Genomic DNA, 22,487 nt, shown 5'->3' with positions numbered 1-22,487 from the left:
GCCTAGCCAAAGTGACACCCCCGCACGCTGGCGTTGTGAGTGTTGCCTATGACGTTACAAGCTGTTCGCCCGAAAATCCTAGGCTTTATCAGTGAACAGGCGTCGGCTTGGCTGGTGGCATTGGCGGTATTACTGGCAGGTTGCACGCTGACGATCATCGTTGCCTGGGGGGCTGCCGACCTTTATCAGCAGCAGGTTCGCCAGCGTTTCCAGTTGCTGGTCAATGAGCGCTACGCCCGCCTTCAGGAACGTTTTGAAGACCAGGAGCAACGCCTGGCAAGCCTGCAACGTTTCTTCGTCAATTCCAGTGGTGTCTCCCGCGCCGAGTTTGATGGTTTCGCCCAACCCTTGTTGTTGCGCGCCCGCGCCTATGCCTGGGCGCCACGGATATCGCACGATCAGCGCAGCTCGTTTGAGCAGGAAATTTCCCGCCAGCGAGGCGTGCCCTTCGCGATCCGTGAATTGAGTGCGTCGGGTGAGCTGGCGCCTGCCGCGGAGCGCGATGAATACGTGCCGGTGCTGTACAGCCAGACTCAAAGCCTGCTGGGCTCACCCTTGGGTTTTGACCTGTTGGCCCAGCCGCTGCGTCGCTCGGCGCTTGAGCGTGCGCAAAAAAGCGGCAAGCCGTCGGTGTCTCAACCCATGCAACTGGTGGGTGTGGAGCCGGCTTATGCTGCCGGTGTGTTGCTGGTGGCGCCCGTCAGCAAGCCGGTTGGCGCAGAGCCTTTCGGTTTTGTGATGGCGGTGATCAGCATGCGCCAGCTGGTCGCCGATGGGTTGCCCAAGCCGAAGCGGGACAACCTGGTGATGCAGATCATCGACACCTCCGACACTCAACAGCGCGTGCTGTACGCGTCCAGCAATGCAGTAGGCGAGAGTGATCTGATTGCCGCGCGCCGTCTGACCCTTGGCGACCATGTGTACGCCCTGAGTATTCGCGCCAGCCAGGTCTTCGACCAGGCTAACCATTCTTCGAAGAGCACGATCCTGACCATGGGCGTGCTCCTCAGCCTGCTGCTGAGTGCTTTGTTGTATGTGCTGGTCAGCCAGCGCCAACGCGCGCTGGAACTGGTGGAGCAACGCACAGAACAGTTGCGCCTGCGTGAGCTGGAGTTGCGTGGGGCGCATGGGCAATTGCGCAGCGTGCTCAATGCCGCCACCCAGGTTGCGATCATCGCCACTGACCTCAGAGGCGTGATCAACACGTTCAATGCCGGTGCCGAGCAGATGCTTGGGTTCAAGGCCGACGAAGTTGTGGGGCGGTTGACGCTTGAGAGCCTGCACCTGACCTTCGAGCTGGAATCACGCGCCGCCAGTTTAAGCGTGGCCTTGGGCAAGCGTATTGCGCCGAGTCAGGCGATGCTGGTGGAAAGTCCGGACAACCTGCTCGAGGCGCGGGAATGGACACTGTTGCGCCAGGATGGCAGCCATTTGACGGTGAATATGCTGACCACTGTATTACTGGATGACTATGGCCTGTGGGTCGGGCACTTGGCGATCTACCTGGATGTCACCGAGCAGAAGCGCGCCTACGAAGCGCTGGCCGCGCGTGACCGCTTACTGAAAAAACTCAGTGCCCACGTGCCCGGCGGAATCTTCCAGTTCACCCTGGACCCCCAGGGAAACGGGCGCTTTATCTACGCCAGCGATGGCATGCGCGATATCTATGAAATCGAACCCGGCGTCTTGCAGCACGACGCGACGAAGGTTTTTGAACGTATCCACCCTCTGGACGTAGAGCGGGTACGACTCTCGATGCGGCTGTCGGCGTTGCAGTTGAGCCATTGGCGCGAAGAGTATCGCGTGGTATTGCCGCAACGGGGTCTGCGCTGGATTCGCGGCGAAGCCACTCCGGAGGAGTTACCCGGCGGCGGCACCTTGTGGCACGGCTACGTTTCGGACATTTCCGATCTCAAGCGGGTAGAGGAGGAACTGCGCGCGTTATCCATTACCGACTCGCTGACGGGGATATATAACCGACGCTATTTTCAGGATCGCCTGCAGGCCGAGATGCTCAGGCTCAACCGCACTGCGGGGGCGCTGTCGTTGATCATGTTCGATATCGATCACTTCAAGCGGATCAACGACCAGCATGGGCATGCGGTGGGGGATGGTGCCCTGCAGGAAGTGTGCAAGCGCATCAGCCAGCGCCTGCGTCGCACGGACGTGTTCTGTCGCCTGGGTGGCGAAGAGTTCGTGGTGCTGTGCCCGCACACCCATTGTGATCAGGCTTACAGCCTGGCGATGGAGTTGTGGCAGTCGCTGCGCACTACGTCGATGGACCCCGTGGGGGTCGTGACCGCCAGTTTCGGGGTGGCCAGTTGGCGGGTCGATGAAGGCGTAGATGAGCTGCTGCTGCGCGCGGATTCGGCGGTGTATGTGGCCAAGCAGGCGGGGCGCGACCGGGTGGAAGCCGAGCGCTTGCGTGCCTGAAGGTGGGAGGCTGGCTTGCCTGCGATTACAGAGTGTCAGTCGATGCATCTGATACTGATACACCGCTATCGCAGGCAAGCCAGCGCCCACACTTGATCTGTGTTGCCTTTAGAGTACCGGCGCCGCCGCCGTCAGCTTAGGCTGGCGATACAAATCCAGCAGCACCTGATCCAGCACCGACGAAGCACCCCAAGGCTTCGAGTCGTTGAGGATCGCCACCACCACCCAGCTATTGCCGTTGTTATCGCGGCTGAACCCGGCGATGGCGCGCACCGTGTTCAGGGTGCCGGTCTTGACGTGGGCCTCGCCGCGCAGGGCGGTGGTTTTCAGGCGTTTACGCATGGTGCCGTCGGTGCCGGCAATCGGCAGCGAGCTGATGTATTCCGCCGCATATGGCCCTTTCCAGGCGGCTTGCAGCATGGCGGCCATCTCGCGGGCGCTGACCCGTTCGGCGCGGGACAGGCCGGAACCGTTTTCCATCACCAGGTGCGGTGCGGTGATGCCTTTCTTCGCCAGCCACTGACGCACTACGCGTTGTGCGGCCTTGGCATCATCGCCATCGGCATCGTTTCGGAACTGCGCGCCGAGGCTCAGGAATAACTGCTGGGCCATGGTGTTGTTACTGTATTTGTTGATGTCGCGAATGATTTCCGCCAGGTCCGGCGAAAATGCACGGGCCAGCACCTTGGCGTCCTTGGGGACCGGCGCCTGGATATCACGGCCCTGGATGGTGCCGCCCAACTCCTGCCAGATCGCGCGCACGGCGCCGGCGGTGTAAGTGGCATGGTCGAGCAGCGACAGGTAAGTCTGCGAGCTGCAACCATCGCCCAACTGGCCACTGACGGTCACGGTGACGCTGCCATCGGCGGCAGTTACGGGGCTGTAGCGCACGTCGCCGGTGCATTGTTTGGCGTTGGACACCTTGACCTGATTGTCGATACGGATGCTGGCAATCGGCGGCTCGACCGACACGATCACCCGGCCCGAATCATTGCGGGTAACAAAGCGCAGGGCCTTGAGGTTGACCAGCAGGGCGTCGGGCTTGACCAGGAACGGCTTGTTCTCGTCGTTACCGTCGTCGTTGAATTCGGGCAATTGCGGCTGGTTGAAGAAGCTGCGGTCCAGCACCAGGTCGCCGGTGACTTGTTGCACGCCGTTGGCGCGCAGGTCGCGCATCAGCAGCCAGAGTTTTTCCATGTTCAGCTTGGGATCACCACCGCCCTTAAGGTAGAGGTTGCCGCGCAACACGCCACCGCTGAGGGTGCCGTCGGTGTAGAACTCGGTCTTCCACTGGTGGTTGGGGCCGAGCATTTCCAGGGCCGCATAGGTGGTGACCAGTTTCATGGTGGATGCCGGGTTTACCGAAACATCGGCGTTGAACACGGTCGGGGTGCCGGGGCCGGTCAGCGGCAGCATCACCAGGGACAGCGAAGTATTGGGGATTTTGGCTTTTTGGAGGGCTTGCTGAACATTGGGTGGCAGGGTGTTATTGATCGGCGCAGCGGTAACGGAAAAGGCCAGTGGCAGCAAAAAACCGGCAAACAACATTGAACGTAAAGAATGGGAACGAAAAGAGTTGATCATAAGGAATAAAACCCTACGGTAGAGGAGGGTGAAAAAGGCGAGGGGTATGGAAGAAAATCCCTCATTGGTCACGAAAGTGTCGGCATTATGCCCCAACCTGGAGCCACTTGTAGCTCAACGATAGCTGGTAATCGGCGTTTTTTTAACTGGCGCATAGCCGCCTGTCCCAGAGAGTCGGGCAATTGCCGCCTTAAACTGCTAAAGTGCCGCCCGTTATTACTTATGAGGATTGTTCCAATGGCGACTAACCGTTCCCGGCGTCTGCGCAAAAAACTGTGCGTTGATGAATTTCAAGAGCTGGGTTTCGAACTGAACCTGGACTTCAAAGAAGGTTTGGACGATGAAGCGGTAGACGCTTTCCTCGAAGCATTCCTGACAGAAGCAATGGACGGCAACGGCCTGGACTACGTCGGCGGCGATGACTTCGGTCTGGTTTGCAAAGCCACCCGTGGTTCGGTCAACGAAGAGCAGCGTGCAGCTGTTGAAGCGTGGCTGAAGGCTCGTCCAGAGCTGACCCGCGTTGAAGTCAGCGCCCTGTTGGACGCTTGGCACCCAGAAAAGCCGATCAATCCGGCAGTCTGATGTCATAAAAAAAGCGACCCTCCCGGGTCGCTTTTTCGTTGCGCGGTCTTAAACGATCAAGCCTTGCGCCCATTCAGAATCAGCAGCGTCAACACCCCCGCCACAATCCCCCAGAACGCCGAACCGATGGAAAACAACGTCAAGCCTGACGCGGTGACCATAAAGGTGATCAGCGCCGCTTCCCGTTCCTTTGGCTCATTCATGGCGATGCTCAAGCCATTGATGATCGAGCCAAACAACGCCAAGGCCGCAATCGACAGCACCAGCTCCTTGGGCAAGGCTGCGAACAACGCCGCCAACGTGGCGCCAAATACCCCGGCAATCCCGTAGAACACCCCGCACCACACGGCCGCGGTATAGCGCTTGTTGCGGTCTTCATGGGCATGCGGCCCGGTGCAGATGGCCGCACTGATCGCTGCCAGGTTGATCCCGTGGGAACCGAATGGCGCCAGCACCAGCGAGGCCAGGCCTGTTGCGGTGATCAACGGCGAGGCGGGCACGGTGTAGCCGTCGGCGCGCAGTACGGCGACGCCGGGCATGTTCTGCGAGGTCATCGCCACCACGAACAGCGGGATGCCGATGCTGATGGTCGCCGCCAGCGAGAAGTGCGGGGTGGTCCACACCGGCGTTGCCACTTCCAGATGAAAACCGCTGAAGTCCAGTAGCCCCATCAGGCCCGACAGCAGCGTGCCTATGACCAACGCGGCCAGCACGGCATAACGTGGCGACACGCGCTTGATGACCAGGTAGGTGAAAAACATCCCCAGCACCAGGCCGGTGCGATGTTGCGCGGCGACGAAAATCTCGCTGCCGATCTTGAACAGAATCCCCGCCAACAGTGCCGCCGCCAATGAGGCGGGAATGCGCTTGACCAGTTTTTCGAAGCTGCCGGTCAGCCCGCAGAGCGTCACCAGGACCGCGCAGGTGATGTAGGCACCAATCGCTTCGCCGTAACTCACGCCGCCCAGGCTGGTGATCAGCAGCGCCGCGCCGGGGGTCGACCAGGCAATGGTGATGGGCGTGCGATAACGCAGGGACAAGCCAATGCTGCACACCGCCATGCCGATCGAGATGGCCCAGATCCACGAGGAAATCTGCGCGGTGGTCAAGCCGGCGGCTTGTCCGGCCTGGAACATCAACACCAGGGAGCTGGTATAGCCGGTCATCATGGCGATGAAGCCGGCGACGACGGCCGACGTTGAAGTGTCGGCCAGCGGGCGCAAGGGCGCTTGGATGACGTCAGTCATGGAGGGGGTGTTCCTTTTACCTGGGTGTTTGCCGGTGAAGGCCCGGATTCAAGCCTAAACTCAAACGTAACGACTCATTGCAATACAGCCGAGGCCGCAAACAGCCGTACAGTGTGTTGGCGCACTCGGTTGTGTACAATGTGCCCTGTTTTTAGGTGATACTTGCCAGCGACACGCTGTTGCCGTATTACCGTTAATTCGCCGCCGTTCTCCCTACCCGAGTGCCCATGAACGAACAGTTGCAACCTCTCAAGAAACAACCGCGAGCCGGCAAGGCCGGTCGCAGCGGAACCCAGGACGATATCGTCTATGCGCATATCTTCGAGGCGATCCTCGAACAACGCCTGGCGCCCGGAACCAAATTGAGTGAAGAGGCACTGGGCGAAATCTTCGGCGTCAGCCGCACAATCATTCGCCGCGCGCTGTCGCGCCTGGCCCATGAGGGCGTGGTGTTGCTGCGGCCCAATCGCGGCGCGGTGGTGGCGAGCCCAAGTGTAGAAGAAGCGCGCCAGGTGTTCCTGGCCCGGCGTCTGGTCGAGCGGGCGATCACTGAATTGGCGGTGCAACACGCCACGGCTGAGCAACTGGCCGAGTTGCGCCAGATGGTCAACGACGAGCGCGACAGCTTTTCACGCGGTGATCGCGGTGCGGGTATCCGTCTTTCCGGCGAATTCCACCTCAAGCTGGCCGAAGCGGCGAAGAATGCGCCGCTGATCAGCTTCCAGCGCAGCCTGGTTTCCCAGACATCGTTGATCATCGCCCAGTACGAAAGCGGCAACCGCTCGCACTGTTCCTACGATGAGCACACTCAGCTGATCGATGCGATCGAAGCACGGGACGCGACGCTGGCGGTGAATCTGATGATGCATCACATGGATCACATCGACAGCAAGCTCAACCTCGATGAGGAAAGCGCGTCGGATGATTTGCATGCAGTGTTCTCGCATTTGTTGCAGACCAAGAAGCCAGGGCGTTCTTCAGTAAAACTGTAATTTTCCAGGTTCGCCTGGGACTAAAAATGTGGGAGCGGGCTTGTGTGGGAGCTGGCTCCCACACAAGCCCGCTCCCACATTGATTTATGGCGGCCCTGAAATTAGCGCTGGTGCACGAGCTGACCCGCTGCATACGTCTGCAACACCGCCCGATCATCCCCCAGCGTCATCAACACAAACAACGTCTCGGCAATATTATTGGCCTGCTTCAAGCGATAGCTCAGCAGCGGCGTGGCGTTGTAATCCAGTACCAAAAAGTCCGCATCGGTGCCCGGCTGCAAGGTGCCGATCTTGTCTTCCAGGCGCAGTGCCCGCGCACCGCCCAACGTGGCCAGGTACAGCGACTTGAACGGGCTCAACCGCGCGCCCTGCAACTGCATGACTTTGTAGGCTTCGTTCAACGTTTGCAGCAGCGAGAAGCTGGTACCGCCGCCCACGTCCGTGCCCAGGCCCACGTTCAGTTTGTGCTTCTCGGTCATCGGCAGGTTGAACAAACCACTGCCGAGGAAGAAGTTCGACGTTGGGCAGAACGCTACGGCCGAACCCGTTTCTGCGAGCCGCGCGCACTCGTCGTCACACAGGTGCACACCATGGGCAAACACCGAGCGCTCGCCCAGCAGTTTGTAGTGGTCGTACACATCCAGATAGCCTTTGCGCTCCGGGAACAGCTCCTTCACCCATTGCACTTCCTGCAGGTTTTCACTGATGTGAGTCTGCATGTACAGGTCCGGGTACTCGCCCAGCAGTTGCCCGGCCAGTGTCAGTTGTTCAGGGGTGCTGGTCGGTGCGAAGCGCGGCGTGACCGCGTAGTGCAAACGGCCCTTGCCGTGCCAGCGCTCGATCAGCGCCTTGCTTTCCTGGTAGCCGGACTCGGCGGTGTCGGTCAGGTAGTCCGGTGCGTTGCGGTCCATCATCACCTTGCCGGCGATCATGCGCAGGTCGAGTTTCTCGGCCGCTTCAAAGAATGAATTCACCGACTGCGGGTGCACGCTGCCGAACACCAGCGCGGTGGTGGTGCCGTTGCGCAGCAGTTCCTTGATGAAGATGTCCGCGACTTCTTCGGCATGGGCCTTGTCGGCGAACTGGCTTTCACACGGGAAGGTGTAAGTGTTGAGCCAATCCAGCAGTTGCTCGCCATAGGCGCCGACCATGCCGGTTTGCGGCAGGTGGATGTGGGTGTCGATCAGGCCCGGTGTGATCAGCGCATCCTGGTAATGGGTGACGTCGATATCGGCGGGCAGCGTCGGCAGCAAATCGCTGGCATGGCCCAAGGCACTGATCTGGCCGTTATCAATCACCAACAGGCCGTCTTCGAAATACTCGTAGGAGGCTTCGATCCCTACTTCAGCAGGGTCGGCGATGCTGTGCAGGATGGCGGCACGGTAGGCTTTGCGAGTCAAAGGCATGGTCATCTCAACTGATAGCTTGGCTGCGGCGTGATACCGGCAGCAGTTTGGCAATGGGTTCGGCGCTCGCGGTGTGCTGGCCGAAATTCGCGTTATAGGTGGCAATGATTTCGCCGGCGATGGAGATGGCGATCTCCACCGGTAATTTGCCCTTCACCTCGGTGAGGCCCATGGGGCAGCGCATGCGTTGCAACTGTGCGGTATCGAAGCCGCGGTCACGCAGGCGGTGTTCGAACTTGACCCGCTTGGTCTTCGAACCGATCAAGCCGAAGTAAGCAAAGTCATTGCGCTTGAGCAGTGCCGCGGTCAGTTCCAGGTCCAGCGCGTGATTGTGGGTCATGACGATGCAGTAACTGCCTGCCGGCAGGTCGGCAATTTCGTCGACCGGCTCTTCGCTGACGATTTTACGCACGCCTTGGGGGATATGTTCCGGAAACTCCTGGTCACGGGAGTCGATCCAGCGTACCCGGCACGGCAGGCTCGCCAACAGTGGCACCAGCGCGCGGCCGACATGGCCGGCGCCAAATACGGCGATCTGCGCCTGTACCTGGCCCATGGGTTCGAACAGCAGCACGGTCACGCCACCGCAGCACTGGCCAAGGCTCGCGCCGAGGCTGAAGCGCTCCAGATGGGTGTTCTGCTGGCCATGCACGAGCATGTCGCGGGCGATCTGCATCGCCTTGTATTCCAAGTGCCCGCCACCGATGGTGTCGAAGGTCTGAGCGGCGCTGATCACCATCTTGGAGCCGGCATTGCGCGGCGTGGAGCCGAGCTCTTCGATGATGGTCACCAGCACGCAGGGTTCACCCTGGTTCTGCAGGTCGGCGAGGGCGCTGATCCAGTTGTTCATAGTCACCTCTTGTGGTGTCTGTGAGGCCGCTATCGCGGGCAAGCCCGCTCCCACTTTTTTGAGTGTGAACACCGTCAAATGTGGGAGCTGGCTTGCCCGCGATGGCAGCACCTCGGTCCTAAAGCGAAGCCATCTCGGCGTCAGTCTCAACAGCCTTCGCCGCCTGCAACTGCCGCATCTGCTCACAGCCCCACAACACCCGCTCCGGCGTGGCCGGCGCATCAATCTTCGGCTGATGGCGATAGTCACCCAAACTCGCCACCGCATCCTTGATCGCACACCACGAGGCGATCCCGAGCATAAACGGCGGCTCACCCACAGCCTTGGAATGGAACACCGTGTCTTCCGGGTTCTTGCGGTTTTCCACCAGCTTCACGCGCAGGTCCAGCGGCATATCCGCCACGGCCGGGATCTTGTAACTGGCCGGGCCATTGGTCATCAACTTACCCTTGTTGTTCCATACCAGTTCCTCCATGGTCAGCCAGCCCATGCCCTGGATGAAGCCGCCTTCGACCTGGCCGATGTCGATGGCCGGGTTCAGCGAGGCGCCCACGTCGTGGAGGATGTCGGTGCGCAGCATCTTGTATTCGCCGGTCAGGGTGTCGACGATCACTTCGCAGCAGGCCGCGCCGAACGCGAAGTAATAGAACGGCCGACCCTTTGCCCGGCTGCGGTCATAAAAGATTTTCGGGGTCTTGTAGAACCCGGTGCTCGACAGCGAGACCTGGGCGAAATACGCCTGCTGAATCAGGCTTTCAAAGGTCAGGATCTGGTCGCGCACGCGCACATGGCCGTTGTGGAATTCCACATCCGCTTCGCTCACGTCGTACTTGCGCGCGGCAAATTCCACCAGCCGTTGCTTGATGGTTTCGGCGGCGTTCTGCGCAGCCTTGCCATTCAAGTCGGCGCCGCTGGAGGCCGCGGTCGGCGAAGTGTTGGGCACTTTGTCGGTGTTGGTGGCGGTGATTTGTACGCGGTCGATTTCCACCTGGAACACTTCGGCCACCACTTGCGCGACCTTGGTGTTCAAGCCCTGGCCCATCTCGGTGCCGCCGTGGTTCAGGTGGATGCTGCCGTCGGTGTAGATATGGATCAGGGCGCCCGCCTGGTTCAGGAAGCTCGCGGTGAACGAGATGCCGAACTTCACCGGCGTCAGCGCCAGGCCTTTTTTCAGGATCGGGCTATGGGCGTTGTACAGGCGAATCGCTTCGCGGCGCTCGGCGTATTGGCTGCTGGCCTCAAGCTCGGCGGTCATTTCCTCGAGCATGTTGTGCTCGACGGTCTGGTAATAGTGGGTGACGTTGCGCTCGGTCTTGCCGTAGTAATTGGCCTTGCGCACGGCCAATGGGTCCAGCGCCAGATGGCGGGCAATGGCGTCCATCACTTCCTCGATGGCGACCATGCCTTGCGGGCCACCGAAGCCTCGATAAGCCGTGTTGGAGGCGGTGTTGGTCTTGCAGCGATGACCATTGACGGTGGCGTCGCCCAGGTAATACGAGTTGTCGGCATGGAACATCGCGCGGTCGACAATCGAGTTCGACAGGTCTGGCGAACAGCCACAGTTACCCGCCAGTTCCAGGTTGATTCCATGCAGGCGGCCGCTGTCGTCGAAGCCCACGTCGTATTCGATATAGAAGGGGTGGCGCTTGCCGGTCATCAGCATGTCTTCGACGCGCGGCAGGCGCATCTTGGTCGGCTGGCCGGTGAGGCGCGCGACCACCGCGCACAGGCACGCCGGGCTGGCCGCCTGGGTTTCCTTGCCGCCAAAACCACCGCCCATGCGGCGCATATCCACGACGATTTTGTTCATCGACACGTCCAGCACTTCGGCCACCAGTTTCTGCACTTCGGTGGGGTTTTGCGTGGAGCAGTAGACGATCATGCCGCCGTCTTCGGTGGGCATCACCGAAGAGATCTGGGTTTCGAGATAGAAGTGTTCCTGGCCGCCGATGTGCAGCGTGCCCTGGATGCGGTTTTTCGCCGTGGCCAGCGCACCGGCCGAGTCACCGCGCTGGTGGGTGTGGCTGTCCAGCACGAAGTGCTTGTTGCGAAAGGCCTCGACCACGTCCAGCACCGGTTCCAGGTCTTCGTATTCGATCACGGCCGCCATGGCGGCTTTGCGCGCGGTTTCCAGGTCGCGGGCGGCGACGGCCAGTACCACTTGGCCAACGAACTGCACCGTGTCGATGGCCAACAGTGGATCGCCGGGCATCAGCGGGCCGATGTCTTTCAGGCCCGGTACGTCTTCGTGGGTGATAGCAATGCGTACGCCTTCAAACGCATAGCAGGGCGCGGTGTCGATGCTGATGATTCTGGCATGGGCGCGGTCTGACATGCGCGCATACAGGTGCAACTGGTTGGGGAATTCCAGGCGATCGTCGATGTACTGCGCTTCGCCGCTGACGTGCTTGGCGGCACTGTCATGCTTGACGCTGCGCCCGACGCCGGAGGTCAGGTCCTGGGCAAACAGCGCGGCGAGTTCGGCCTGGGTTTTAACGACGGCGTGATGGTTAGACATAAGCGGTCACCCGAGTCTCGATGTGCGGTGTTTGCAGCTCGATGAAGTATTTACGCAACAGGTTCTGTGCGCTTAGCAGGCGGTATTCCTTGCTGGCGCGGAAGTCCGACAGCGGGGTGAAATCCTCGGCGAGTGCGGCGCAGGCTTTCTCCACGGTGGCGGCGTTCCAGGTGGCGCCGACCAACACGGCTTCGCAGCTCTTGGCGCGTTTGGGCGTGGCGGCCATGCCACCGAAGGCGACGCGTGCTTCGTTGATCACACCGTTTTCGATCTTCAGGTTGAAGGCGGCGCACACGGCGGAAATATCATCGTCCAGGCGCTTGGAGACCTTGTAGGCACGGAACAGGGAATGGCCTTTGGGGACAATGATTTTCTCGATGAACTCACTGTCCTGGCGCGCGGTAACGCGGTAGTCGATGAAGTAATCTTCCAGCGCCAGGGTGCGGCGGGTATTGCCTTTGCACAGCACGATCTGCGCACCGAGGGCGATCAGCAGCGGCGGCGAATCACCAATCGGCGAGGCGTTGCCGATATTGCCGCCCAGGGTGCCCTGGTTGCGGATTTGCAGGGAGGCGAAGCGGTGCAGCAGATCGCCAAAGTCCGGGTACTCGTGATGCAGCGCGTTGTAGCAATCGGACAGCGCAGTGGCAGCGCCGATTTCCAGGCGGTCGTCGAAGTTTTCGATGCGCTTCATCTCTTCGATATTGCCAACGTAGATCATTACCGGCAGCGTGCGGTGGAACTGGGTGACTTCCAGCGCCAGGTCGGTGCCGCCGGCCAGCAGCCGGGCTTGTGGGTAGGCGTCGTAGAGGTCGGCCAGGTCGGCAACGGTCAGCGGCACCAGGCAGCGTTTATCACCGCTGTTGAGCTCGCCGGTTTGTGTCGGCGCAATGGCTTTGAGGCGGGCGATGGTCTCGGCTTGGCGGCTGTCGAACTGGTCCACCGGTTTATTGCAGCAGGCCTGTTCGGCAGCGGCAAGAATCGGGCGGTAGCCAGTGCAGCGGCAGAGGTTGCCGGCCAGGGCTTCGTGGGCTTTTTGGCTGTCGGGGGCGTCGCTGTTCTTTTGCAGGGCAAACAACGACATCACGAAACCCGGCGTGCAAAAGCCGCATTGCGAGCCGTGGCACTCAACCATGGCTTGCTGCACGCTGTGCAACTGGCCTTGATGCTTGAGGTCTTCGACGCTGATCAGTTGTTTGCCGTGCAACGACGATACGAAGGTCAGGCACGAATTGAGGCTGCGATAACGAATCTGCTCTGCGCCTTGCTCATTGGTATGCAGCTCGCCGACCACCACGGTGCATGCACCGCAATCGCCGCTGGCGCAGCCTTCCTTGGTACCGGGTTTGCCCACATGCTCGCGCAAATAGTTGAGCACGGTCAGATTGGGGTCCAGGGCGTGCTCGCTACGGAGTTCCTGGTTAAGTAAAAACTGGATCACGGAAGGCCTCGCAGACTCATTATTGTTGTTAACCGCTTTGCGCCGAATCTAGTCATATCTGACTTTTCGGTCAATGGTTTTCTGACCTACAGGTCAAGAAAATGCGATCGCAACACTTTCAATTATGGTCCAGTCTTCTGGAACCGGCGTTTTTGGCGGCTTCTGGCTGTTCATCGTTGCTTATTTCGTGCCAAATTCGCCACCGTGGGCGTAGCGCCATCAGCTAGCCAATGCGCTACACTGCCGCGCTTGTACCGATAGACGATTTTGAAGGAAAAACATGACGTTCAAGGCGCCGGACAGTCTCGCCGAGCAAATCGCTCACCACCTCGCCGAACGTATCATTCGCGGCGATCTCAAGCCTGGGGAGCGGATCCAGGAACAGAAAGTCACGCTGGCGCTCAATGTCAGCCGTGGTTCCGTGCGTGAAGCCTTATTGATCCTTGAGCGCCGCCACCTGATCGCGATCCTGCCGCGCCGTGGCGCCCACGTCACCGAACTCACCGCGCACAAGGTGCAGAGCCTGTGTACGTTGATGAGCGAGTTGTACATCCTGCTCGGTAATGCAGTGGCGGATGGCTGGCGGACTCAGGCCGACATGGCGCCGTTCCTGCAAATCCAGCAGCGACTGGTGACCAGTTTTGAACGCGAGGACATCCGTGCCTTCGTCGAAGAAAGCTTCAACGTGATGCGCGCCGCGTACCCCTTCGCCAACAACCCGTATTTGCAGGAAACCGTCGAGAACCTGCAGCCGGCGATGAACCGCGCGTATTACCTGGCGCTGGATCAACGCAAGGCGTCCATGAGCGAGTACCTGGCATTGTTCGAGCAACTGCTCGCCGCCGTGCTGGCCCGTGACCTGGCGCAGATTCGCCAGGTACTGTCGGCCTATGGCCAGCGCAGTTCCTCGCTGGTGATCGCTGCGTTGGCGGACGCCTAAGCGTGCGGCTCAAGTGCATCAAACTGGCGGGGTTCAAATCCTTCGTCGACCCGACCACGGTGAACTTCCCCAGTAACATGGCGGCGGTGGTCGGGCCCAATGGCTGCGGCAAGTCGAACATCATCGACGCCGTGCGCTGGGTGATGGGCGAGAGCTCGGCAAAAAACCTGCGTGGCGAGTCGATGACCGACGTCATCTTCAACGGCTCCACCAGCCGCAAGCCGGTGAGCCAGGCCAGCATCGAACTGGTATTCGACAACTCCGACGGCACGCTGGTCGGTGAATACGCGGCCTACGCGGAAATCTCGATCCGCCGCAAAGTGACGCGCGACAGCCAGAACAGTTATTTCCTCAACGGCACCAAGTGCCGGCGCCGTGACATCACCGATATCTTCCTCGGCACCGGCTTGGGCCCGCGCAGCTACTCGATCATCGAGCAGGGCATGATCTCCAAGCTGATCGAAGCCAAGCCCGAAGACCTGCGCAACTTTATCGAAGAGGCGGCCGGCATCTCCAAGTACAAGGAGCGCCGCCGCGAGACTGAAAACCGTATTCGCCGCACCCATGAAAACCTTGCCCGCCTGACCGACCTGCGCGAAGAGCTGGAGCGCCAGTTGGAGCGCCTGCACCGCCAGGCCCAGGCCGCCGAGAAGTATCAGGAATACAAGGGCGAGGAGCGTCAGCTCAAGGCGCAACTGTCGGCCCTGCGTTGGCAGGCGCTGAATGATCAGGTCGGCCAGCGCGAAGCGATCATTGGCACCCAGGAAATCAGCTTTGAAGCGCTGGTGGCCGAGCAGCGCAATGCCGACGCCAGCATTGAGCGCCTGCGCGATGGGCACCATGACCTGTCCGAGCGCTTCAACCTGGTGCAGGGCCGTTTCTACTCGGTGGGGGGTGATATCGCCCGGGTCGAGCAGAGCATCCAGCACGGCCAGCAGCGTCTGCGCCAGTTGCAGGATGATTTGAAGGAAGCCGAACGCGCGCGCCTGGAAACCGAATCGCACCTGGGCCATGACCGCACCTTGTTGCTGACCCTCGGCGAAGAGCTCGACATGCTCACCCCCGAGCAGGAAATCACCAGCGCTGCCGCCGAAGAAGCGGCCGCTGCGCTGGAAGAATCCGAAACCACCATGCACGGCTGGCAGGAACAGTGGGACGCTTTCAACCTGCAATCCGCCGAGCCGCGCCGTCAGGCTGAGGTGCAGCAGTCGCGTATCCAGCAGCTGGAAACCAGCATGGAACGCCTGGCCGAGCGCCAGCGCCGTCTGCAGGACGAACGTGTGTTGCTTGCCGCCGACCCGGAAGACGCGGCGATCATGGCACTCAGCGAGCAACTGGCCGAGAGCGAAATGACGCTGGAAGAGCTGGAAGCCAGCGAAGAACAACAAGTGGAGCGCCTGGAGCAATTGCGTCAGCAGTTGCAACAGGCGACCCAGGCCCAGCAGCAGGCCCAGGGCGACTTGCAGCGGCTCAACGGTCGCCTGGCGTCACTTGAAGCCTTGCAGCAAGCCGCACTGGACCCGGGCACCGGCACCGCCGAATGGCTGCGCGACCAGCATCTGGCCGAGCGCCCGCGCCTGGCCGAAGGCTTGAAGGTTGAGGCCGGTTGGGAGCTGGCGGTGGAAACCGTACTCGGCGCCGACCTGCAAGCCGTGCTGGTGGATGATTTTGGCGGCTTCGACCTGGCCGGTTTTGCCCTGGGCGATCTGCGCTTACTCAGCCCGGCAGCCGATGGCACCCGCGTGCCGGGTAGTCTGCTGGACAAGGTCGAGGCGGCGATTGATCTGTCGCCCTGGCTGGGCCAGGTCAAACCGGTGGATTCCCTGGAGCAGGCCCTGGCCCAGCGCGGTCAGCTGGGCGCCGGTGAAAGCCTGATCAGCCGTGACGGTTACTGGGTTGGTCGGCACTTCCTGCGGGTGCGCCGTGCCAGCGAAGCGGAAAGCGGCGTATTGGCCCGTGGCCAGGAAATCGTCAACCTGACCGCCGAGCGCGAGGAGCGCGAAGCCACCCTCGAACGCCTGGAAACCGAACTGCAAACCTTGCGCGCTACCCAGCGCCAGCAAGAGACCGGTCGCGAACATTTGCGCCGCCTGTTGCAGGATGAGGCGCGCCAGCAAGGTGAATTGAAAGCCCAGCTGTCGGCGAGCAAGGCCAAGGCCGAGCAACTGACACTGCGCCGCTCCCGCCTCGATGACGAAGTGGTCGAGATGGGCGAGCAGCGTGCCCTGGAACACGAACAAATCGGCGAAGCGCGCCTGCAATTGCAAGAAGCCCTCGACAGCATGGCCCTCGATACCGAGCAGCGCGAACTGCTGCTGGCCCAGCGTGACAGCCTGCGCGAGCGCCTCGACCGCGTGCGTCAGGAAGCCCGCCAGCACAAGGACCACGCCCACCAATTGGCGGTGCGCCTCGGCTCTCTGCGCGCCCAGCACGATTCCACGCGCCAGGCCCTTGAGCGCCTGGAGATGCAATCCGAGCGCCTCACCGAAAAGCGCGAGCAGCTGAGCCTCAACCTGGAGGAGGGCGAAGCGCCGCTGGAAGAGTTGCGGCTCAAGCTCGAAGAATTGCTTGATAAGCGCATGACCGTCGACGAAGAACTCAAGACTGCGCAGATCGCCCTGGAGGACGCCGACCGCGAATTGCGCGACGCAGAAAAACGGCGGACCCAGGCCGAGCAGCAGTCCCAATTGATCCGCGGCCAACTCGAACAGCAACGCATGGAATGGCAAGCCCTGACCGTGCGCCGCAAGACCCTGCAAGACCAGTTGTTGGAAGACGGCTACGACCTGCACGGCGTGCTCGATACCTTGACCGCCCAGGCCAACGAAAAAGACGCCGAAGAAGAACTTGAACGGATTGCTGCGCGTATTCAAAGGCTCGGTGCGATCAACCTTGCGGCCATCGACGAGTACCAGCAGCAGTCCGAGCGTAAACGTTATCTGGATGCTCAGAACGCCGATCTGGTGGAAGCCCTCGACACCCTGGAAAACGTGATTCGCAAGATCGACAAGGAAACCCGTAATCGCTTCAAAGATACCTTTGATCAGATTAATAGCGGTTTACAGGCGTTATTCCCGAAAGTTTTCGGTGGAGGCAGCGCCTACTTGGAACTGACGGGCGAAGATCTACTCGATACAGGGGTAACGATCATGGCGCGGCCTCCGGGCAAGAAGAACAGCACCATCCATTTGTTGTCCGGTGGCGAGAAGGCCCTGACCGCATTGGCTCTGGTATTTGCCATCTTCAAGTTGAACCCGGCGCCGTTTTGTATGCTCGACGAAGTTGACGCCCCGCTGGATGACGCTAACGTTGGACGCTACGCTCGATTGGTGAAAGAGATGTCCCAGACCGTGCAGTTCATCTATATCACCCACAACAAGATCGCCATGGAAATGGCGGACCAATTGATGGGTGTAACGATGCACGAGCCGGGTTGTTCGCGATTGGTGGCGGTGGATGTCGAGGAAGCGATGGCGATGGTGGACGCCTAGCGGCGTAGTTTTCAGTTGTAAGCTGTAAGCTTCAAGTGAGTGGGTTTGAGCTTGAGGCTTGTCACTTGAAGCTTGTAGCTCACAGTTGGCGCTAGCGTGTGAAAATGCTATTGGGGAGCGAAGATGCCAATCCAATACATCTTTCGCCAACTGTGCTAATTTAATGTCAATTTTTCGTATGCGTGGGCAAAACGTCAGTCAGAACATAGAGTTGGCGCCACGTTTTAAAGCGGTTTGCACGGTGCTAAACCCCTTATTTTTCAGCATTTTTTATTAGAGGCACGGGATTACATGGAAATCGGTCTGCGCGAGTGGCTGATCGTCATCGGCATTATTGTCATTGCCGGTATTCTTTTTGATGGCTGGCGCCGCATGCGCGGTGGCAAGGGCAAGCTCAAATTCCGCCTGGACCGTAACCTGTCCAACTTGCCCGACGACGACGGCAGCGCCGAGCTGCTGGGGCCGCCCCGTGTGCTGGATACTCATAAAGAGCCGCAGCTGGACGAGCACGACTTACCGTCGATGAGCGCGCCAATGCGTGAAGCGCGGGAGCCGTCCTCCAAGCGTGGCAAGCGCGGCAGTGCGCCGGTGGCCGAGCCGCATCAGGGCGACCTGAACCTCGACGTCGATGAAGGCCCGAGCTTCAGCAGCCGCGATGACGACTTCCCTGACGAGACCCCGACCAAAAGCGCGCCACGCCAATCGGTAAACGATCAGCCGGCCGCCGAAGAAGTGTTGGTGATCAGCGTGATCTGCCGCGACGCCGCCGGCTTCAAAGGCCCCGCGCTGCTGCAGAACATCCTCGAAAGCGGCCTGCGCTTTGGCGAGATGGATATTTTCCACCGTCACGAAAGCATGGCCGGTAACGGCGAAGTGCTGTTCTCGATGGCTAACGCGGTCAAGCCGGGCACTTTCGATCTGGACGATATCGACCTGTTCAGCACCCCGGCAGTGAGTTTCTTCCTCGGCTTGCCAGGCCCACGTCACCCGAAACAAGCGTTCGACGTGATGGTGGCCGCCGCCCGCAAGCTGTCCCAGGAACTCAACGGCGAGCTCAAGGACGACCAACGCAGCGTCCTCACGGCCCAGACCATCGAACACTACCGTCAGCGCATCGTCGAGTTCGAGCGTCGCGCCCTGACACAGAAACGCTGAGGTTCGATCTTAAGCGTTGTCTGTAGAATCCGTGCACTAACATATTGAGCAGCTTCGGCTGCTCTTTTGCTTTATGAGAGAACACCCATGACCGCCGCCCACACCCGCATCCTCGAACTGCGCGCTGAACTGGATCAGCACAACTACCGTTACCACGTCCTCGACGAGCCGAGCATTCCGGACGCCGAGTACGACCGGTTGTTCCATGAGCTCAAGGCCCTTGAGGCCGAGCACCCGGAATGGGTGACACGTGATTCGCCGACGCAGCGGGTCGGCAGTGCGGCGTTGTCGGCGTTTACCCAGGTACGCCACGAAATTCCGATGCTCAGCCTGGGCAACGCCTTTGATGAAACCACCATGCTCGAGTTCGATCGCCGGGTCACCGAAGGCCTCGACCTGCCGGTGGGCGATCTGTTTGGCGGTGGCGCGGCGGTGGAATACAGCTGCGAACCCAAGCTGGATGGCCTGGCGGTCAGCCTGTTGTATCAAGATGGCGAGCTGGTGCGCGGTGCTACCCGGGGTGATGGCACCACGGGTGAAGACATCAGCGTCAACGTGCGCACCGTGCGCAATATCCCGCTGAAGCTGCAGGGCACTGGCTGGCCCGCCACCCTGGAAGTGCGCGGAGAAGTGTTCATGTCCAAAGCCGGTTTCGAGCGGCTGAACGCCTCGCAGCTGGAAGTCGGCGGCAAGACCTTCGCCAACCCGCGCAATGCCGCGGCCGGCAGCCTGCGCCAGCTGGATTCGAAGATCACCGCCAGTCGCCCGCTGGAGTTTTGCTGCTATGGCATTGGCCAAGTGACCGCAGATATCAGCGACACCCATATCGGCAACTTGAAGCAGTTGCAGAAGTGGGGCATGCCGATCAGCCACGAGTTGAAGTTGGCCAAAGGCATCCAGGAATGCCTGGACTACTACCGCGATATCGGCGAGCGGCGTAATAGCCTGGGTTATGAAATCGACGGCGTGGTGTTCAAGGTCAACAGCATCGCCTCGCAGCGTGAACTGGGCTTCCGCGCCCGCGAACCGCGTTGGGCGATCGCGCATAAATTCCCGGCCATGGAAGAGCTTACCGAGTTGCTCGACGTGGAGTTCCAGGTCGGCCGCACCGGCGCCGTGACGCCCGTGGCGCGGTTGAAACCGGTCAAGGTTGCGGGTGTCACCGTGTCCAACGCCACCTTGCACAACATGGACGAAGTCGCGCGTCTGGGCCTGATGATCGGCGACACCGTGATCATCCGCCGGGCCGGTGATGTGATCCCGCAAGTCGTTTCCGTCGTGCCCGAGCGCCGGCCGGAAAACGCCCGCGCGGTGCAGATTCCCGAGCGCTGCCCGGTGTGTGGTTCCCACGTGGAGCGCACGCAGCTGGTCAAGCGCAGCAAGGGCAAGGAAACCGTCAGCGAAGGCGCGGTGTACCGCTGCGTCGGGCGCCTGGCCTGTGGTGCGCAGCTCAAGCAGGCGATTATCCATTTCGTTTCGCGCCGCGCCATGGACATCGACGGTCTGGGCGACAAGACCATCGAGCAACTGGTGGATGAAAAGCTCATCGGTTCGCCGGCCGATCTCTACAAGCTCAAGTACGAGCAGGTCATCGACCTGGAAGGCTTTGCCGATATTTCCAGCAAGAAGCTGATCACCGCCATCGAAAACAGCAAGACGCCGACCCTGGCGCGCTTCATCTACGCGCTGGGTATTCCGGACGTAGGTGAGGAGACCGCCAAGGTGCTGGCGCGCTCGCTGGCGTCTCTGGAGCGGGTGCAGAAGGCGTTGCCGGAAGTGCTGACGTACTTGCCGGACGTGGGCCTGGAAGTGGCGCACGAGATTCACAGCTTCTTCGAAGACAGCCATAACCAGGACGTGATTGGCGCCCTGTTGTCACCGGACGAATGCGCGCTGCAATTGCAGGATCAGGGCGACCTGAGCGCCGAGTTTGCCGCCAGCACCACGCTGGGCGGCCTGCTCGACAAGCTGCACGTACCCAGCGTTGGCCCGGGTGCCGCACAGAAACTCGCGGACAAGTTCGGCTCCCTGGAAGGCGTGATCAAGGCCGACTGGCTGGATATGCGCCAGGCGCTGCCCGAGAAGCAGGCCAAGGCCGTGCGCGACTTTTTCGATAACCCCGACAATGCCCACCACGCCCTGGCCATCGAGCAGCAGCTCAAGGACTTTGGCATGCACTGGCAGAGCGAGAAGAAGGTGGTCGAAGGGTTGCCGGAGGCGGGGCATACCTGGGTGCTTACCGGCTCGCTGGAGCTGATGAGCCGCGATGTGGCCAAGGACAAGCTTGAAAGCCTCGGCGCCAAGGTGGCGGGCTCGGTGTCGGCGAAAACGCACTGCGTGGTGGCTGGGCCGGGCGCCGGTTCGAAACTGGCCAAGGCCAGCGAACTGGGCCTGAAAGTGTTGGATGAGGAGGCGTTTGTCGCGTTCCTGGCCAAGCACAACATTACGGTCTGATTTGGACTGAACGATCTCTGCCTGGCGATGCTCTAGTATTGGCAAGCACCCAGGGAGAGATCGCCATGTTCCGCTACTTCGAGCAACTCAGTTCGCGCATCGCCGCACCGTTCATGGCCGGATCCTCGCGTAACAGCAAGGTGTGGCAATGCCGCTGCGGCCAGGCGCTGTTCTTTCGCAACAGCCAGTGCCTGGCCTGTCAGGCGTTGCTGGGCTACCAACCGCAACAAAGCCGGTTGTCGTCTCTACAGCCCGGGCCCGTCGCCGACACCTGGCTGCAGGACGATAACCTCGACGCCGGCGCCTTCCGCCGCTGCGCCAACCTCGACACTGCGGCCGCCTGCAATTGGCTGATTCCCGCCCACAGCACCGCACCGCTGTGTGTGGCGTGCAGCCTGAACCGCACCATTCCGGACCTTTCCGTACCGGAAAACCCCGAACGCTGGCGCAAGGTAGAAACCGCCAAGCGCCGGCTGGTGGCACAACTGATCAGCCTGGGCCTGCAAGTCGTGCCAAAAAGCGTTGACGAAGACATCGGCCTGGCCTTCGACTTCGTCGGCATCGACCTGGAAGGCAACGCGCCCACCACCGGCCATGCCAACGGTCTGATCACCCTCGACATCAAGGAAGCCGACGACGCGCACCGCGAAAAAATCCGTGTGCAGATGCGTGAACCCTACCGCACCTTGCTCGGCCATTTTCGCCATGAAGTCGGCCATTACTACTGGGATCGACTGATCGCCAACAGCCACTGGCTTGAACCGTTTCGCGGCCTGTTCGGCGACGAGCGCGCCAGTTACGCCGAGGCGCTCGACCAGCATTACCAAAACGGCCCACGCCCCGACTGGCAGCAAACCTGCGTGAGTGCCTACGCCACCATGCACCCCTGGGAAGACTGGGCCGAGACCTGGGCCCATTACCTGCACATGATGGACGCCGTCGACACCGCGCTGGGCTTTGGCATGAGCGCCCGTGAGATGGACCTGGATTATCAACCGTTCCCGCTCACCACGCTCTACGACCCCGAGCACCCTGGCGGGCCAGCCTTCCTGTCGTTCGTCAACGCCTGGATCGAACTGGCCGGCATGCTCAACGAACTGTCGCGCAGCATGGGCCAGCCGGATTTTTATCCCTTTGTATTGCCGCCGGCAGTGATCGCCAAGCTGCACTTTATTCACCTGGTGATCCAGGAAGAGGGTGGCAGGGCCGATGACGTCCTGAAGGCACAATGATCAAAATGTGCGAGGGGCTGACTGCCAGCAGCGTGGATCAGTCACCGGCCTGACTGGCGGGCAGACTGCTTTCGGGAGCAAGCCTCCTCCCACATGGGACAGGGGTGACGCTGAAGGTTATGGCAAGTGCTTGAGCCCCTTCATATTTTAATCCTGCACCAA

The 22,487-nt window shown here is 60.8% G+C and carries 14 protein-coding genes; 8 read left to right on the top strand and 6 right to left on the bottom strand.

Annotated elements, in window-relative coordinates:
- The first annotated feature begins 48 nt into the window (after positions 1–48).
- On the top strand, positions 49–2,433 hold the full coding sequence (locus ACDZ94_RS00285; RefSeq protein WP_432750908.1) for a sensor domain-containing diguanylate cyclase: 2,385 nt from the start codon (positions 49–51) through the stop codon (positions 2,431–2,433).
- A 108-nt stretch (positions 2,434–2,541) separates the two neighbouring features.
- On the opposite strand, the gene dacB is transcribed toward ACDZ94_RS00285, so the two are convergent.
- Entirely contained in the window at positions 2,542–4,017 is a 1,476-nt protein-coding gene (dacB, locus tag ACDZ94_RS00280) for a D-alanyl-D-alanine carboxypeptidase/D-alanyl-D-alanine endopeptidase (RefSeq protein ID WP_064453611.1), read from the bottom strand.
- A 237-nt stretch (positions 4,018–4,254) separates the two neighbouring features.
- Here dacB and ACDZ94_RS00275 point away from each other — a divergent pair, with 237 nt between their 5' ends.
- Positions 4,255–4,599: a YggL family protein gene (locus tag ACDZ94_RS00275; RefSeq protein ID WP_003219101.1), complete on the top strand. Its 345-nt coding sequence runs from the start codon at positions 4,255–4,257 to the stop codon at positions 4,597–4,599.
- A 56-nt stretch (positions 4,600–4,655) separates the two neighbouring features.
- Here the strand turns inward: ACDZ94_RS00275 and ACDZ94_RS00270 are convergent, their stop codons facing one another.
- Positions 4,656–5,846, bottom strand: coding sequence for a benzoate/H(+) symporter BenE family transporter (locus ACDZ94_RS00270; RefSeq protein WP_432750907.1), 1,191 nt, complete (start codon positions 5,844–5,846; stop codon positions 4,656–4,658).
- A 227-nt stretch (positions 5,847–6,073) separates the two neighbouring features.
- On the opposite strand from ACDZ94_RS00270, the gene ACDZ94_RS00265 reads away from it, so the two are divergent.
- Positions 6,074–6,838 (top strand): GntR family transcriptional regulator, encoded by a 765-nt coding sequence (locus tag ACDZ94_RS00265; protein WP_017134778.1) that lies wholly within the window; start codon positions 6,074–6,076, stop codon positions 6,836–6,838.
- A 101-nt stretch (positions 6,839–6,939) separates the two neighbouring features.
- Here ACDZ94_RS00265 and guaD read toward each other — a convergent pair whose 3' ends face one another.
- The 4 genes from guaD to xdhA form a co-directional block, all read right to left on the bottom strand.
- Positions 6,940–8,244: a guanine deaminase gene (guaD, locus tag ACDZ94_RS00260; RefSeq protein ID WP_432750906.1), complete on the bottom strand. Its 1,305-nt coding sequence runs from the start codon at positions 8,242–8,244 to the stop codon at positions 6,940–6,942.
- 7 nt (positions 8,245–8,251) lie between these two features.
- A complete protein-coding gene (xdhC, locus tag ACDZ94_RS00255; protein WP_432750905.1) occupies positions 8,252–9,094 on the bottom strand; it encodes a xanthine dehydrogenase accessory protein XdhC in 843 nt (280 codons plus the stop codon).
- A gap of 118 nt (positions 9,095–9,212) precedes the next feature.
- Positions 9,213–11,612, bottom strand: a complete 2,400-nt coding sequence (gene xdhB / locus ACDZ94_RS00250; RefSeq protein ID WP_432750904.1) for a xanthine dehydrogenase molybdopterin binding subunit — start codon at positions 11,610–11,612, stop codon at positions 9,213–9,215.
- Positions 11,605–13,053 (bottom strand): xanthine dehydrogenase small subunit, encoded by a 1,449-nt coding sequence (gene xdhA, locus ACDZ94_RS00245; RefSeq protein ID WP_064453607.1) that lies wholly within the window; start codon positions 13,051–13,053, stop codon positions 11,605–11,607. Before xdhA ends, xdhB begins: the two co-directional genes overlap by 8 nt.
- 280 nt (positions 13,054–13,333) lie before the next feature.
- Between xdhA and ACDZ94_RS00240 the strand changes: the two genes are divergently transcribed.
- From ACDZ94_RS00240 to ACDZ94_RS00220, 5 genes are all read left to right on the top strand, one after another.
- Positions 13,334–13,993, top strand: coding sequence for a GntR family transcriptional regulator (locus tag ACDZ94_RS00240; RefSeq protein ID WP_064453606.1), 660 nt, complete (start codon positions 13,334–13,336; stop codon positions 13,991–13,993).
- 2 nt (positions 13,994–13,995) lie between these two features.
- Complete coding sequence (smc, locus tag ACDZ94_RS00235; RefSeq protein ID WP_432750903.1) at positions 13,996–17,484, top strand: chromosome segregation protein SMC; 3,489 nt, start codon at positions 13,996–13,998, stop codon at positions 17,482–17,484.
- A 291-nt stretch (positions 17,485–17,775) separates the two neighbouring features.
- Positions 17,776–18,639 (top strand): cell division protein ZipA, encoded by an 864-nt coding sequence (gene zipA, locus ACDZ94_RS00230; RefSeq protein WP_064453604.1) that lies wholly within the window; start codon positions 17,776–17,778, stop codon positions 18,637–18,639.
- 87 nt (positions 18,640–18,726) lie between these two features.
- Positions 18,727–21,093, top strand: coding sequence for an NAD-dependent DNA ligase LigA (ligA, locus tag ACDZ94_RS00225; RefSeq protein WP_432750902.1), 2,367 nt, complete (start codon positions 18,727–18,729; stop codon positions 21,091–21,093).
- A gap of 65 nt (positions 21,094–21,158) precedes the next feature.
- Complete coding sequence (locus ACDZ94_RS00220; RefSeq protein WP_262665923.1) at positions 21,159–22,325, top strand: zinc-binding metallopeptidase family protein; 1,167 nt, start codon at positions 21,159–21,161, stop codon at positions 22,323–22,325.
- Positions 22,326–22,487: the final 162 nt, after the last annotated feature.

The organism is Pseudomonas sp. UBT (genome assembly GCF_050915955.1).
GTDB lineage: Bacteria > Pseudomonadota > Gammaproteobacteria > Pseudomonadales > Pseudomonadaceae > Aquipseudomonas > Aquipseudomonas antarctica_A.
Note: the sequence above shows the minus strand (reverse complement) of the source record. Positions and strands in the feature narration are given on the sequence as shown.

What these genes read in the sequence shown, in the direction of transcription:
- ACDZ94_RS00275 (WP_003219101.1), top strand. Translation starts at nt 4,255, where the DNA reads ATGGCGACTAACCGTTCCCGGCGTCTGCGCAAAAAACTGTGCGTTGAT.
- xdhC (WP_432750905.1), bottom strand. Translation starts at nt 9,094, where the DNA reads ATGAACAACTGGATCAGCGCCCTCGCCGACCTGCAGAACCAGGGTGAA.
- ACDZ94_RS00270 (WP_432750907.1), bottom strand. Translation starts at nt 5,846, where the DNA reads ATGACTGACGTCATCCAAGCGCCCTTGCGCCCGCTGGCCGACACTTCA.
- ACDZ94_RS00265 (WP_017134778.1), top strand. Translation starts at nt 6,074, where the DNA reads ATGAACGAACAGTTGCAACCTCTCAAGAAACAACCGCGAGCCGGCAAG.
- guaD (WP_432750906.1), bottom strand. Translation starts at nt 8,244, where the DNA reads ATGCCTTTGACTCGCAAAGCCTACCGTGCCGCCATCCTGCACAGCATC.
- xdhB (WP_432750904.1), bottom strand. Translation starts at nt 11,612, where the DNA reads ATGTCTAACCATCACGCCGTCGTTAAAACCCAGGCCGAACTCGCCGCG.
- dacB (WP_064453611.1), bottom strand. Translation starts at nt 4,017, where the DNA reads ATGATCAACTCTTTTCGTTCCCATTCTTTACGTTCAATGTTGTTTGCC.
- ACDZ94_RS00240 (WP_064453606.1), top strand. Translation starts at nt 13,334, where the DNA reads ATGACGTTCAAGGCGCCGGACAGTCTCGCCGAGCAAATCGCTCACCAC.
- ACDZ94_RS00285 (WP_432750908.1), top strand. Translation starts at nt 49, where the DNA reads ATGACGTTACAAGCTGTTCGCCCGAAAATCCTAGGCTTTATCAGTGAA.
- ACDZ94_RS00220 (WP_262665923.1), top strand. Translation starts at nt 21,159, where the DNA reads ATGTTCCGCTACTTCGAGCAACTCAGTTCGCGCATCGCCGCACCGTTC.
- ligA (WP_432750902.1), top strand. Translation starts at nt 18,727, where the DNA reads ATGACCGCCGCCCACACCCGCATCCTCGAACTGCGCGCTGAACTGGAT.
- zipA (WP_064453604.1), top strand. Translation starts at nt 17,776, where the DNA reads ATGGAAATCGGTCTGCGCGAGTGGCTGATCGTCATCGGCATTATTGTC.